The organism is Variovorax sp. GW821-FHT06D12, assembly GCF_059419205.1.
The window spans coordinates 40,375-53,978 of sequence record NZ_JBWKRI010000001.1 but is presented as its reverse complement, the minus strand read 5'-3'; the positions used below and the strand labels follow the sequence as shown (position 1 = coordinate 53,978).

General features: G+C 66.0%; 12 protein-coding genes and 2 tRNA genes. 5 read left to right on the top strand and 9 right to left on the bottom strand.

Going from position 1 to position 13,604, the window contains the following annotated elements:
* Window positions 1-2: 2 nt before the first annotated feature.
* From pyrH to rpsB, 3 genes are all read right to left on the bottom strand, one after another.
* Window positions 3-725 carry a UMP kinase gene (pyrH, locus tag AC07SQ_RS00260; protein WP_307693738.1) on the bottom strand — a complete coding sequence of 241 codons (723 nt, stop codon included), beginning with the start codon at window positions 723-725 and terminating at the stop codon, window positions 3-5.
* A 99-nt stretch (window positions 726-824) separates the two neighbouring features.
* Window positions 825-1,748 carry a translation elongation factor Ts gene (gene tsf / locus AC07SQ_RS00255; protein WP_495271407.1) on the bottom strand — a complete coding sequence of 308 codons (924 nt, stop codon included), beginning with the start codon at window positions 1,746-1,748 and terminating at the stop codon, window positions 825-827.
* Between the two features lie 81 nt (window positions 1,749-1,829).
* Window positions 1,830-2,585: a 30S ribosomal protein S2 gene (gene rpsB / locus AC07SQ_RS00250; protein WP_495271408.1), complete on the bottom strand. Its 756-nt coding sequence runs from the start codon at window positions 2,583-2,585 to the stop codon at window positions 1,830-1,832.
* A 205-nt stretch (window positions 2,586-2,790) separates the two neighbouring features.
* Between rpsB and AC07SQ_RS00245 the strand changes: the two genes are divergently transcribed.
* Window positions 2,791-4,113 carry an amidase gene (locus tag AC07SQ_RS00245; RefSeq protein ID WP_495271409.1) on the top strand — a complete coding sequence of 441 codons (1,323 nt, stop codon included), beginning with the start codon at window positions 2,791-2,793 and terminating at the stop codon, window positions 4,111-4,113.
* Window positions 4,114-4,170: 57 nt separating this feature from the next.
* Window positions 4,171-5,424 carry a D-amino acid dehydrogenase gene (locus AC07SQ_RS00240; RefSeq protein WP_354343588.1) on the top strand — a complete coding sequence of 418 codons (1,254 nt, stop codon included), beginning with the start codon at window positions 4,171-4,173 and terminating at the stop codon, window positions 5,422-5,424.
* Here AC07SQ_RS00240 and AC07SQ_RS00235 read toward each other — a convergent pair.
* Window positions 5,421-5,834: a hypothetical protein gene (locus AC07SQ_RS00235; protein WP_495271410.1), complete on the bottom strand. Its 414-nt coding sequence runs from the start codon at window positions 5,832-5,834 to the stop codon at window positions 5,421-5,423. The two genes, AC07SQ_RS00240 and AC07SQ_RS00235, sit on opposite strands and share 4 nt — an antisense overlap.
* A gap of 43 nt (window positions 5,835-5,877) precedes the next feature.
* Here AC07SQ_RS00235 and AC07SQ_RS00230 point away from each other — a divergent pair, with 43 nt between their 5' ends.
* Complete coding sequence (locus AC07SQ_RS00230) at window positions 5,878-7,341, top strand: NAD(P)H-hydrate dehydratase (protein ID WP_495271411.1); 1,464 nt, start codon at window positions 5,878-5,880, stop codon at window positions 7,339-7,341.
* A gap of 9 nt (window positions 7,342-7,350) precedes the next feature.
* Here the strand turns inward: AC07SQ_RS00230 and AC07SQ_RS00225 are convergent, their stop codons facing one another.
* Together AC07SQ_RS00225 and rnr are read right to left on the bottom strand one after the other, a co-directional pair.
* Window positions 7,351-8,115, bottom strand: coding sequence for an SDR family oxidoreductase (locus AC07SQ_RS00225; RefSeq protein ID WP_062471631.1), 765 nt, complete (start codon window positions 8,113-8,115; stop codon window positions 7,351-7,353).
* 67 nt (window positions 8,116-8,182) lie between these two features.
* A complete protein-coding gene (rnr, locus tag AC07SQ_RS00220) occupies window positions 8,183-10,453 on the bottom strand; it encodes a ribonuclease R (protein WP_062471634.1) in 2,271 nt (756 codons plus the stop codon).
* A gap of 81 nt (window positions 10,454-10,534) precedes the next feature.
* On the opposite strand from rnr, the gene AC07SQ_RS00215 reads away from it, so the two are divergent.
* Window positions 10,535-10,619 (top strand) — tRNA-Leu (locus tag AC07SQ_RS00215).
* A gap of 271 nt (window positions 10,620-10,890) precedes the next feature.
* Window positions 10,891-10,975: transfer RNA gene (locus AC07SQ_RS00210), tRNA-Leu, on the top strand.
* 84 nt (window positions 10,976-11,059) lie between these two features.
* On the opposite strand, the gene rimO is transcribed toward AC07SQ_RS00210, so the two are convergent.
* The 3 genes from rimO to AC07SQ_RS00195 form a co-directional block, all read right to left on the bottom strand.
* Window positions 11,060-12,466 (bottom strand): 30S ribosomal protein S12 methylthiotransferase RimO, encoded by a 1,407-nt coding sequence (gene rimO, locus AC07SQ_RS00205; RefSeq protein WP_495271412.1) that lies wholly within the window; start codon window positions 12,464-12,466, stop codon window positions 11,060-11,062.
* Window positions 12,467-12,549: 83 nt separating this feature from the next.
* The gene (gene phaR, locus AC07SQ_RS00200) at window positions 12,550-13,110 is read right to left on the bottom strand and encodes a polyhydroxyalkanoate synthesis repressor PhaR (protein WP_062480702.1); all 561 of its coding nucleotides are present in this window, start codon (window positions 13,108-13,110) and stop codon (window positions 12,550-12,552) included.
* Between the two features lie 69 nt (window positions 13,111-13,179).
* Window positions 13,180-13,503, bottom strand: coding sequence for a hypothetical protein (locus tag AC07SQ_RS00195; RefSeq protein WP_307693744.1), 324 nt, complete (start codon window positions 13,501-13,503; stop codon window positions 13,180-13,182).
* Window positions 13,504-13,604 lie beyond the last annotated feature (101 nt).

Below are 13,604 nucleotides of genomic sequence, written 5' to 3'. Positions count from 1 at the left end.
TCCTAGGCATGCACCAGCGTGCCCTCGTCCTCGCCCATCACGACGCGCTTGAGGGCGCCGTTCTTGAGGATCGAGAACACCTTGATCGGCAGCTTCTGATCGCGGCACAGCGCGAAGGCCGTGGCGTCCATGATGCCGAGGTTCTTGGCGATCGCCTCGTCGAAACTCAACGTGGCGTAGCGGGTTGCATGGGGGTCGATTTTCGGATCGGCCGTGTACACGCCGTCCACCTTGGTCGCCTTGAGCACCAGCTCGGCGCCGATTTCGGCACCGCGCAGCGCGGCGGCCGTGTCGGTCGTGAAGAAGGGGTTGCCGGTACCGGCCGCAAACACCACGACCTTGCCCTCTTCGAGGTACTGCAAGGCCTTGGGACGCACATAGGGCTCGACCACTTGCTCGATGGCGATGGCGGACATCACGCGGGCCACGAGGCCCTGCTTGTCCATCGCATCGGCCAGGGCCAGCGAGTTCATGACGGTGGCCAGCATGCCCATGTAGTCGGCCGTGGCGCGGTCCATGCCGACGGAGCCTCCCGCGACACCGCGGAAGATGTTGCCGCCGCCGATCACGACCGCCACCTGGACGCCCATGTTCACGACCTCGGCCACTTCTTCGACCATGCGCACGATGGTGGCGCGGTTGATGCCGAAGGCGTCGTCGCCCATCAGTGCCTCACCCGACAGCTTCAACAAGATTCGCTTGTGGGCTGGGCGGGCATCAGACATGGGCATTTTCCTTAGAGGGTTGGCGGGGGCGAGTGTAAAACGTGGCGGTGAAAAAGCGGCGGCACGCTGTCGCGCACCGCCGCTTGGAGGCCTGCCGGATCAGGCGGCAGCCTTGGCAGCAGCGACCTGGGCAGCAACTTCGGCAGCGAAGTCGTCGACCTTCTTCTCGATGCCTTCGCCGACCACGTACAGGGTGAAGCCCTTGATCGTGGTGTCGGCGGCCTTGAGCATCTGCTCGACGGTCTGCTTGTCGTTCTTCACGAACGGCTGGTTGTGCAGCGAGACTTCCTTGAGGTACTTCTGCACGCCGCCTTCGATGCGCTTGGCAACAATGTCGGCCGGCTGCGGCTTCTTGCCTTCGGCTTCGGCGACCTTGCGGTCTTCTTCCGCCTTGCCGGCGGCCACAGCGCGTTCTTTTTCGATCAGGTCGGCGGGCACGTCCGATGCCTGGATGGCGACCGGCTTCATGGCGGCGATGTGCATCGCAACGTCCTTGGCCGAGGTGTCGTCACCTTCGAATTCGACCATCACGCCGATGCGCGTGCCGTGCAGGTACGACGCCAGCTTGCCATTGCCCGTGAAGTGCTTGAAGCGGCGGAAGCTCATGTTCTCGCCGATCTTGCCAATCAGACCCTTGCGCACGTCTTCGAGCGTGGGGCCGAAGCCGTCCTGCTCGTAAGCCAGCGCGCCCAGTGCGGCGATGTCGGCGGGGTTGTTCTTGGCGACCAGCATCGCGGCAGCGTTGGCCATGGCCAGGAAGCTGTCGTTCTTGGTGACGAAGTCGGTTTCGCAGTTGATTTCGATCATGCCGCCGGCAGCGCCGTCGACGAAAGCCGTGACCACGCCTTCAGCGGTGATGCGGCCCGATGCCTTGCCAGCCTTGTTGCCGAGCTTGATGCGCAGCAGCTCTTCGGCCTTTTCCATGTTGCCGCCGGCCTCCGTCAGGGCCTTCTTGCATTCCATCATGGGCGCATCGGTCTTCGCGCGCAGTTCGCCGACCATGCTTGCGGTGATTGCAGCCATTTGTGTATCTCCGTAAATCCAAAAATCAGGTTAAAAAAAAGGGGCACCAAAGCCCCTTCTTCAGGCTCGCGAACGCGCCTATCAGGCCGAAGCGCCTTCTTCGACTTCGACGAATTCGTCGCCGCTGCCTTCGGCAACGGCCTTGACCACGTCACCGCCGGCGCTGCTGCGGCCTTCGATGATCGCGTCGGCGATGCCGCGGGCGTACAGCGTGACGGCCTTCGACGAGTCGTCATTGCCGGGGATCACGTAGTCGATGCCTTCGGGCGAGTGGTTGGAGTCGACCACGCCGATCAGCGGGATGCCGAGCTTCTTGGCTTCGGCCACGGCGATCTTGTGGAAGCCCACGTCGATCACGAAGATGGCGTCGGGCAGCGCAGCCATGTCCTGGATGCCGCCGATGTCCTTCTCGAGCTTCGCGATTTCGCGCGAGAACGTGAGCTGCTCTTTCTTGCTCAGGCTGTCGAGGCCGGCTTCTTGCTGGGCCTTCATGTCCTTCAGACGCTTGATCGAGGTCTTGACGGTCTTGAAGTTGGTCAGCATGCCGCCGAGCCAGCGGGTGTCGACAAAAGGCACGCCGGCGCGACGGGCTTCGGCAGCCACGATTTCACGGGCTTGGCGCTTCGTGCCGACCATCAAGATCGTGCCGCGGTTGGCCGTGAGTTGCTTGGCGTACTTCATCGCATCCTGGAACATCGGGAGCGACTTTTCCAGGTTGATGATGTGAATCTTGTTGCGGTGACCGAAGATGAACGGAGCCATCTTGGGGTTCCAGAAGCGGGTTTGGTGACCGAAGTGGACACCGGCTTCCAGCATTTCGCGCATGGTGGTCGACATTGAATTTACTCCAAAGGTTGGGTCTAAAATCCAGCCCGTTTTGCGCCCCTTCGACGGGGTTGCAACACCTTGATTGGGCCGGTTTGCGGATGTGCTTGACTGGCGGCGACAAAACTGTCGCATAACCAGCGAAACCCAAAGAGTATAGCACGGCGGCCACCCCCTCCTCCCTCGAACCGAGCCGTTCCAAGGTACCCTCGACGCCATGAACGACCTTCACGCCACCCGTCTCACCCTTCTGGCTGGCGGTTCCGATGCGCGCACCGAAATGGAGCGCGCCATCGCCCTCTCCGAATCCCCGGCCTGCGCCCACGTTTTCACCCGCACGATGTTCGACGAGGCCCGCACGGCCGCCGCAGCATCGGCGCCCGAAAGCCGGCTGGCCGGACTTGCCTTCACCAGCAAGGACCTGTTCGACGTCGCCGGCCAGCCGACTCCCGCCGGATCGGCCGTGCTCTCGCACGCACCGGCCGCCCCGGCCGATTCGCTCGCCGTGGCCCGGCTGCGCGCCGCCGGCGGCGTGCTGACCGGGCGCACCAACATGACGGAGTTCGCCTTTTCCGGCGTCGGCGTCAACCCGCACCACGGAACACCCGCCAACGTGAGCGACACCGCCACGCCACGCATTCCGGGCGGCTCGTCGTCCGGCGCGGCGATTTCGGTGGCGAGCGGCGCAGCCTTCATCGGCCTGGGCTCCGACACCGGCGGCTCGATCCGCATCCCGGCGGCGCTGAATGGCATCGTCGGCTTCAAGAACACCGCCCGCCTCACGCCGGCCGACGGCGCGCTGCCGCTGTCGACCACGCTCGACACCGTCTGCGCCATGACCCGCTCGGTGCGCGACGCCGTCACCGCGCACGAGATCCTCTCGGCGCGGCAGGTGACGCCCGGCTCGGCGCCGTTGTCGGCCTACCGGCTGGCCGTCGTGAAGAACGTCTTCCTCGACGACCTCGAGCCCGCCGTGGCCACGGCTTTCGAGCGCACCCTGGCGACCCTGCGCGCCACGGGTGCCCACATCCAGGAAATCGAACTGCCCGAGCTGGCCGACCTGCAGAGCATCAACGCCACCGGCGGCTTCTCGGCGGCCGAGTCGTACGCTTGGCACCGCCTGCTGCTGGAACGCAGCGGCGCCGGCTACGACCCGCGCGTGGCGCAGCGCATCCTGCGCGGCGCGGGCATGAAGGCGCACGAGTACATCGACCTTGTCCGCGCCCGCCGCGACTGGATCGCCCGTGTCGAGAAAGCGCTGGCACCGTTCGACGCCGTGGTGTCGCCGACCGTGCCGATCACGGCGCCGTCCATTGCCAGCGTGGCACCGGGCGCCGAGCGCGACGACGAATTCTTCCGCGTCAACGCGCTGCTGCTGCGCAACCCGTCGATCGTCAACATGCTCGACGGCTGCGCCATTTCTCTGCCCTGCCACGTCGCCGGCGAACAGCCGGTCGGCCTGATGCTGTGGCACGGCGCAATGCACGACGACGCCGTGCTCGCGGTGGCGCTCCAGGCCGAACGCACGCTGCAGAAATAACCGCTGTCACCGCCCGCCTCACGGGCGTCAGCCGCTTCTTTTATCTAGAACATTTCAATGAAAATCGCGATCGTGGGCGCCGGCATCGTCGGCGTCACCACCGCCTGGGAACTGGTTTCCGACGGCCATGAAGTGAGCGTGTTCGAACGCCGCGGCGCCGCCGCCGAAGAGGCCAGCTTTGCCAACGCCGGCGTGGTCGCGCCGGGTTATGTCACGCCGTGGGCCGCACCGGGTATGCGCGGCAAGGTGCTGCGCTCGCTGCTGTCTTCGCACGGCGCCATCAAGCTGCGCTGGCCGCTGAGTTCGCGCGACCTCAGCTGGATGTCGCGCTGGCAGAAGGCCTGCAAGCTCGAGACCTACCTGGCCAACCGCGCCCGCATGCAGCGGCTGGCTTTCTACAGCCGCACCCGGCTGCACGCGGTGACGGAAGCGCGGGAGCTGAGCTACGAACGCAGCGATGGCTACCTGGTGCTGCTGCGTTCCAAGCGCGAGAAAAAACTGGTGCAGCCCGGACTCGAGGTGCTGCGGTCGGCCGGCAGTGTGTTCCGCGAGATCGACGCCGACGAGGCCCGCCTGATTGAGCCCGCGCTCAATCCCGACACCCCGCTGGCAGGCGCCATCCACCTGCCGGAAGACGAGGTCGCGAACTGCCGCCAGTTCGCGCTGCTGCTCAAGTGGGAAGCCGAGGCTTTGGGCGCGCAGTTCCACTTCAACTGCGACATCGCGCCCTTGAGCCGTGCTGCACCCACCTCGCTGACGCTGGCCAGCGGCTCGGACGCGCTGCAGTTCGACGCCATCGTGGTCTGCGCCGGCCTGTCGTCCGCCACGCTGCTGCGTCCGCTGGGATTGCGCATTCCACTGGCGCCGGTCTACGGCCACTCGGTCAGCGCACCGGTGCGCGAGCCGCTCAATGCGCCGCGCAGCGCGGTGATGGACGAGCGCTACAAGGTCGCGATCTCCCGCCTGGGCCAGCGCGTGCGCGTGGCCGGCAGCGCCGAGATCGGCGGCTCGCCCGATGCCATGAGCCCGGCCGCGATCCAGACGCTCTACAAAGTGCTGCACGACTGGTTTCCGGGCGCAGCCACGCTGCAATCGGGCATCCAGCAATGGAAGGGCGCCCGGCCGATGCTGCCCGACGGCCCGCCGGTGCTGGGCGCCAGCGGCATTCCCGGCGTGTGGCTCAACCTGGGTCACGGCTCGAGCGGCTGGGCGTTGTCGTGCGGCAGCGCGCGCGTGCTCGGCGACCTGATCGGGGGGCAAGACCCGGGCATCGACCTCGAAGGCCTGGGGATCGAGCGGCTCAGTCTTTAGGACCCCAGCGACGCAGTTGCTCGGGGGGGGGCCGGTTTTTCCATCGGCAGTTCGGGCCGGGGCGCCCAGCGTTGGGCGATCAACCCCAGGATCACCGGCGCGATCAGCCCGAAGAACACCAGCACCAGCAGGTCCAGGCCCATCATCAGCCACTGCGTGCCAGACCCCGCCTCGACCGGCACGTCGAGCCACCGGATCACGCCGATGCCATAGCCCACGCCCAGGGCCCAGGCGACGTCGCGCAGCGGCACCCGACGCAACAGCTCGGCCAGCAGGAACAGCCCCCACACCACGATCAGCAGGCCGACCGCCCAGGCCGCGCCAGCGATCGTCGCTGCGGCCGTGCCAACGAAGCCGGCTAGGCACGCCAGCAGCAGAACCAGCAACCAGCCGAAGGTCTTGAGCGTCATCGGTCGATGATAGGAGGCGCGGCGTCGGCGGCACAATGGCTCGATGCATCGCATCACGTCCGCCAGCGCCGCCGACCTGTTCGACATCGCCGCCACGCGTCGCATCGAGCAGGCAGCAGCCTCCGCCCTCCCCCCTCACACACTGATGCAGCGCGCCGGCCTCGCGGCGGCGCGGCTCGCAATGGCGCTCGCGCCGCACGCGCGAACGATCTGGATCGCCTGCGGCCCCGGGAACAACGGTGGCGACGGCTTCGAAGCCGCGGCGCAACTGCGTCATCGCGGCTTCTTTCCGGTCGTCACCTTCGTGGGCGATGAACGCCGGTTGCCAGCGGATGCCAAGGGGTCGCTGCAGCGTGCGCGCGATGCGGGCGTCACCTTCGCTTCGAAGCCGCCATCAAGTTTCGAGCTGGCGATGGATGCGCTACTCGGCATCGGATCAACCCGCCCGCCCTCGGGCACGATGGCCGAATGGCTCGCGCGGATGCACGCGAGCGCCTCCCCGGTGCTCAGCATCGACGTGCCCTCAGGCCTCGATGCCGACACTGGCACGCTGGCCTCCAGCGCAGATCAAGCACCGGCATCGGTCCGCACCACCCTCACCTTCCTCACACTGAAACCTGGCTTGTTCACGGCGCAAGGCCGCGACGCAGCCGGCACGGTGTGGTTCGACGACCTGGGTTGCAGCGCTTTCATCCAGGAGCGACCGACGGCCCGCCTCGCAAGCACGCCCGATATCCAGCGGCGCACCCACGCCTCGCACAAAGGCAGCTACGGGGATGTCGCGGTGATCGGTGGCGCGTCAGGCATGGCCGGCGCCGCGCTGCTGGCCGGCTCGGCCGCGCTCCATGCGGGCGCAGGACGCGTGTTCGTCGGATTGCTCGATCCCCGCGCAGCGCCGGTCGACACCTCGCAGCCGGAGCTGATGCTGCGCGACGCCCACGCGCTGGACCTCGCGGGCATGACGGTCGTGTGCGGCTGCGGTGGCGGCGATGCCGTGCGCGAACTGCTGCCGCGCGTGCTGTCGACGGCCGCCGCGCTGGTGCTCGACGCCGACGCGCTCAACGCCATCGCCGCCGATCCATCACTTCAGGCGCAACTGATCGCGCGAGGCCAGACCAGCGCTCCCACCGTGCTCACGCCGCATCCATTGGAGGCTGCCCGACTGCTCGGCGACACGACGGGTGACGTGCAAGCCAACCGCCTGGCCGCGGCCCGCGCGCTGGCGTCGCGCTTCGGCGCGGTGACGGTGCTCAAGGGATCTGGAACAATGATTGCCGACGCGAGCGACGAGCCGCCGGTCATCAACCCGACCGGCAATGCCCGCCTTGCCACCGCAGGCACCGGCGATGTGCTCGCCGGCATGATCGGCGCGGCGCTTGCGATGCGCCGCCCCGCGTTCGAAGCGGCATGCGAAGCCGTCTGGCAGCACGGCCACATCGCCGACAGGTGGCCGGCCGATGCGGCGCCGCTCACGGCAGGCGCACTGGCCCGCCGCGCCTCCGCCTGAGCACTGGGCTTAGCCGCGCCCGACAAAGGGCATCTTCGTCGCCATGATGGTGTGGAAGAGCACGTTGGCTTCCAGCGGCAGGTTCGCCATGTAGAGCACCGACTGGCCGACGATCTTGACGTCGATCAGTGGCTCGATCGCGAGCTCGCCATTGGCCTGCGGCACGCCGGTGGCCATGCGCGCGGCCAGCTCGGTCATGGCATTGCCCACATCCACCTGCCCCACCGCGATGTCGTACTTGCGGCCGTCGAGCGAAGCGGTCTTGGTCAGCCCTTCGACCGCGTGCTTGGTCGAGGTGTAGGCGGCGGAATTCGGCCGCGGCGTAGTCGCCGAGATCGACCCGTTGTTGATGATGCGGCCGCCCCGCGGCGTCTGCGCCTTCATCGTGCGGAAGGCCTGCTGGATGCAGAAGAACATGCCGGTGAGGTTGATGTCCACCACGCCCTTCCACTGCTCGGGCGTCCAGTCCTCGAACGGTCCCGGCGGGTTGCCCACGCCGGCGTTGTTGAACAGCAGGTCGACGCGCCCGAAGCGTTCGACCGTGGCGCCGAACAGCGCCTGCACCGAGTCGGCATTGGCCACGTCGGTGGGCACCGCGAAGGCGCGCGCACCGGCGCCCGATTCTTCCGCCACCTGTTCCAGCGGCTCGAGGCGGCGCCCCGCAAGGGCCACGCTCCAGCCGTCCGCCAGCAGGGCCAGCGCGGCCGCGCGGCCGATGCCCGACCCCGCGCCGGTGACGATCGCGATGCGGCCCTTGTTGTTTTCCACGCTCATGCTCCAAGTCTCCTTTTCAACTGATCCATACACACGGCAAGTAAACCGGTAGTGTGCACGGCGCGTCTCATCCGCGGCGGGGCTTGCGGCCCTTGCCCTGCATCTTGTTGGCGGCTTTCTTCACCGCCGACTTGAAGGCCTGCATGGCCGATTGCGGACCGGCGGGCACCGCGGCAGCGCCGCCGCCACCGTGCTCCGAACGCGACTCGCCACCGGCCTCCGCCTTGTGGCGGGAGCTTCGCTTGGCCGACGCCTTCACCGGTGCGCCGCCCTTGTCCTTCATGGCGCGCGAGGTCAGGTCCTCGCCTTCGCGCACGAGGCGGAAGTCGATCTTGCGGCCGTCGAGGTCGACGCGGCTCACCTGCACGCGCACCCGCGTGCCGATGGCGTAGCGAATGCCGGTGCGCTCGCCACGCAACTCCTGACGCATCTCGTCGAACTTGAAGTACTCGCCGCCAAGTTCGGTGATGTGGACCAGGCCTTCGACGTACATCGCATCGAGCGTGACGAAGATGCCGAAGGTGGTGGCCGCCGTGACCACGCCGCCGTACTCCTCGCCGAGGTGCTCGCGCATGTACTTGCACTTGAGCCAGGCCTCGACGTCGCGGCTGGCCTCGTCGGCGCGGCGCTCGTTGGCGCTGCAATGCAGGCCGGCGGCTTCCCAGGCCAGCACTTCCTTGCTGGGCGCGACGGTCGCCTTCTGCGGCTTGTTCGTCGGCGCCTTGACGCGCGAAGCGAGCCGCTTGGCCAGCTTGGCATGCGCCTCGCCGGGCGTGGGCAGCATCGGCAACTGGTAACGCGTCTTGCCGAGGATCGCCTTGATCACCCGGTGCACCAGCAGGTCGGGATAGCGACGGATCGGGCTGGTGAAGTGCGTGTAGGCCTCGTAGGCCAGGCCGAAGTGGCCGCTGTTGATCGGCGTGTAGATCGCCTGCTGCATCGAGCGCAGCAGCATGGTGTGGATCTGCTGCGCGTCGGGGCGTTCCTTGGTGGCTTCGGCGATCGCCTGGAACTCGCCGGGACGCGGCTCGTCGGTGATGCTCAGGCCGACGCCCATCGCCTTCAGATAGCCGCGCAGGATTTCCTTCTTCTCGGGCGTCGGGCCTTCGTGCACACGGAACAGGCCCGGGTGCTTGCCTTCGGCGATGAAATCGGCGCTGCAGACGTTGGCGGCGAGCATCGCCTCCTCGATCAGGCGGTGCGCCTCGTTGCGCGTGCGCGGCACGATCTTCTCGATGCGGCCGGCGTCGTCGCAGATGATCTGCGTCTCGGTGGTTTCGAAGTCGACCGCGCCGCGCTTGCCGCGCTGCTTGAGCAGGGCCTTGTAGACGTCGGCGAGGTTCAGCAGGTCCTTGACGCGGTCCTTGCGCTTGGCCGCTTCGGGCCCGCGCGTGTTGCCGAGGATGGCCGCGACTTCGGTGTACGTGAAGCGCGCATGGCTGAACATCACGGCCGGATAGAACTGGTAGGCGTAGATCTCGCCATCGGCGGCAACCAGCATGTCGCACACCATGCACAGGCGCTCGACCTCGGGGTTGAGCGAGCACAGGCCGTTCGACAGCTTCTCGGGCAGCATCGGAATCACGCGGCGCGGGAAGTAGACGCTGGTGGCGCGGTCGTACGCATCGATGTCGATGGCCGAACCGGTCTGCACATAGGCGCTGACGTCGGCGATGGCGACCAGCAGGCGCCAGCCCTTGCCGCGGCCCACCTTCGCAGGCTCGCAGTACACGGCGTCGTCGAAGTCACGGGCATCTTCGCCGTCGATGGTGACGAGCGGCACGTCAGTGAGGTCGATGCGGCCCTTCTTGTCGGCGGGGCGCACCTTCTCGGGCAGGGCCTTGGCCTGCGCCAGGCACTCCGCGGAAAACTCATGCGGCACGCCGTACTTGCGCACGGCGATCTCGATTTCCATGCCGGGGTCGTCGATCTCGCCCAGCACTTCTTTCACCCGGCCCACGGGCTGGCCGAACAAGGCCGGCGGCTCGGTGAGCTGAACGACCACGACCTGGCCGACCTTGGCGGGGCCGGTCGCGCCCTTCGGGATCAGGACGTCCTGGCCGTAGCGCTTGTCTTCCGGTGCAACGAGCCAGATCCCGCCTTCGTGCAACAGGCGGCCGATGATGGGCTGCTCGGGTCGCTCGACGATCTCGACCACGCGCCCCTCGGGGCGGCCGCGGCGGTCCTGTCGCACGATGCGCGCCTTGACGCGATCCTTGTGCAGCACCGCGCGCATCTCATTCGGCGGCAGGTAGATATCTGCCTCGCCGTCGTCGCGTTGCACGAAGCCGTGCCCGTCGCGATGTCCTTGAACAGTTCCTTCGATTTCATCCAACAAGCTGCTGGAAGTGACATTATTTTTGATATGATCTCCTTCTTTCCTGAAATTCAAAACGTGGCTGCTTCTGCAGTCATGTGGGCCCAGATGGCGGAATTGGTAGACGCACTAGTTTCAGGTACTAGCGAGTAACATCGTGGAGGTTCGAGTCCTCTTCTGGGCACCAAGTTTAAACAGACCTTTACCAGGTCATCCGATTGAAGCCACCGGTCTCCGGTGGCTTTTTTCATGGCCGCTCGAAACTGCATCAAACGGGCGACGCGATCGTCAGATCACGCCCCTTGATGCCGGCCATGCACGCACGATCGCACCCACCCGCCTTCGGCAGGACATCCGCCGCACGAGCGATGTCGCGCAGAAGTTGAAATTTCGACACGCTCAAAAGAGCGCGCCAAATTTGTGTATATAATCGTAGTCTTTGCTGAGAAGCAAAATTAGCCCAGATGGCGGAATTGGTAGACGCACTAGTTTCAGGTACTAGCGAGTAACATCGTGGAGGTTCGAGTCCTCTTCTGGGCACCAAGATTGAACAGACCCTTACCAGGTCTTCTATAAAAAGCCACCGGCCTCCGGTGGCTTTTTTCTTGGCCGTTTGAATCAGGCGCATCAAACGGGCAACGCGATCAGGTCGTGGCCTTCGGCGCCCACGATGCGTGCACGCGTGAACTCGCCGACCTTCATCGTCTTGCTGATCTTCTCGGGCGGCAGGAGGCGAACAGTGCCGTCGATCTCCGGTGCATCGGCGTACGTACGTCCCACCCCACCCTTGCGGCCCAGTGCCGGCGCCGAATCGACCAGCACCTGCATGGTCGAGCCGATGCGCTTTTGCAGCTTGGAGATCGACACGGCCTCGGCCACCTCCATGAAGCGGGCGCGGCGCGCTTCGCGCTCGGCCTCGGGCAGCATGCCCGGAATGTCGTTGGCGGTGGCGCCTTCGACCGGGCTGTAGGCAAAGCAGCCCGCACGGTCGATCTCGGCTTCGCGGATGAAGTCGAGCAGGTGTTCGAACTCCTGCTCCGTCTCGCCCGGAAAGCCGGCGATGAAGGTGCTGCGGATCACGAGTTCAGGGCAGACCTCGCGCCAGCGTGCGATCCGCTCCAGGTTCTTCTCACCGCTGGCCGGCCGCTTCATGCGTTTGAGCACATCGGGGTGGCTGTGTTGCAGCGGCACGTCGAGGTACGGCAGCACCAGGCCGCTCGCCATCAACGGAATGATTTCGTCGACGCTCGGATACGGGTACACGTAGTGCAGACGCACCCAGGCGCCATACGGCTCGGCAATTTCGCCCAGCGTGCGCACGAGTTCGAGCATGCGGGTCTTGACGGGCTTGCCGTCCCAGAAGCCGGTGCGGTACTTCACGTCGACGCCGTAGGCCGAGGTGTCCTGGCTGATCACCAGCAGCTCTTTCACCCCACCCTCGAACAGGGCCTTGGCTTCGCTGAGCACATCACCCACCGGACGCGAGACCAGGTCGCCGCGCATCGAGGGAATGATGCAGAAGGTGCAGCGGTGGTTGCAGCCTTCGCTGATCTTCAGATAAGCGTAGTGCCGTGGCGTCAGCTTGAGGCCGGCCACGCCGAAGGTGTTCGGCACGAGGTCGATGAACGGATCGTGCGGCTTCGGCAGGTTGGCGTGCACCGCGTCCATCACCTCCTGCGTGGCATGCGGACCGGTGACGGCCAGCACGCTGGGGTGCATCTGGCGCACGAGGTTGCCGCCCTGGTCACCGGTCTTGGCGCCCAGGCAGCCGGTGACGATCACGCGGCCGTTCTCGGCGAGGGCTTCGCCGATGGTGTCCAGGCTTTCCTTCACGGCATCGTCGATGAAGCCGCAGGTGTTGACGATCACGAGGTCGGCGCCCTCGAAAGTCTTGGCGGTTTGATACCCCTCGGCACTCAGCTGGGTCAGGATCAATTCGGAATCGGTCAAGGCCTTGGGACAACCAAGGCTGACGAAGCCGACCTTGGGGGCGGTCGGCGTGACGGTACGTTCAGGGGAGGCAACTTCGCTCATAGGCCTCTATTGTCCCAGCTATCGGTGACAGCGGGGCATTCATCGGGCAGTCACCCCATTCGGGCGGGGCCGCCGCGCGGCGCTCAGGGGCGCTTGATGCCAAAGGCGCCCAGCACCTGCTCGGTGTTTTTCTGCATCTGCTCCTGCATCTGCAGGAAGACGTTCTTCGATTGCTCGACGTAGTTGCCCATCAGCCCCTGGATCATCGGCGACTGCATGGTCATGAAACGCGACCACATCTCGGGCGTCAGGCCTTCGGCCTTTTCGGCGAGCTGGGCCTGCATCTCGGTCATGGCCTGGATGTTCTTCTCGAGGTACGGGCCCATGTAGCCCTGCATGGCCTGACCATAGAAACGGATGATGTTGGCCAGCACCTGCTCGGTGAACATCGGCGCGCCACCGGCTTCTTCTTCCAGGATGATCTGCAGCAGGATGCTGCGCGTGAGATCGTCGCCGGTCTTGGCGTCGCGCACCACGAACTGCGCGTTCTTGATCACCAGCTGCTTGACCTCGGTCAGCGTGATGTACGTGGATGTCTCCGTGTCGTAGAGCCGTCGGTTGGGGTACTTCTTGATCACACGCTGGACCGGCTTCACCCCGGACTTCTTGCTCTGCACTACAGACTCCTTCACATGGACGCCCATGTCATCGGATGATTCTAGGGAGCGGTTTTGCTGCATCGCGACAAGGTTTACCCTGACCGTGATTCTTCTTCAAGCATCCGACGCGGTCGCGTACTCGGCACCGCACGCATGACACGCTGCAGTTTCGGGACGCTCCGGGGTCGACAGCCTGAATCGCAGCGGGATCTTCTGCCCGTAGACAACCCAGCACCGGGGGCAATGCTCCTGCCCCGCCGTCGGAAGATAGGCGCGTGCGCGCTGCTCGGCGCGCTCCTCGGTCACCGGCATGCCCTGTCGTTGCGCACGCGCCACTTCGCGTGCGGCCATGGTGTCGGCACGGCCGGCGGCAAGGTCATTGATGCCGTAGACCGCGCGCGCGAATTCAAGAGGGGCTTGCTTGAGCAATGCGGCCACGCGGTGGTCGGCGTGCGCCCGATCAACTGGCGTTGATCGCGTATTCATCAGATCGCTTATCAAGGAAATTCGAGAAGGTTGGCAGACCACTCAAGGTAGCA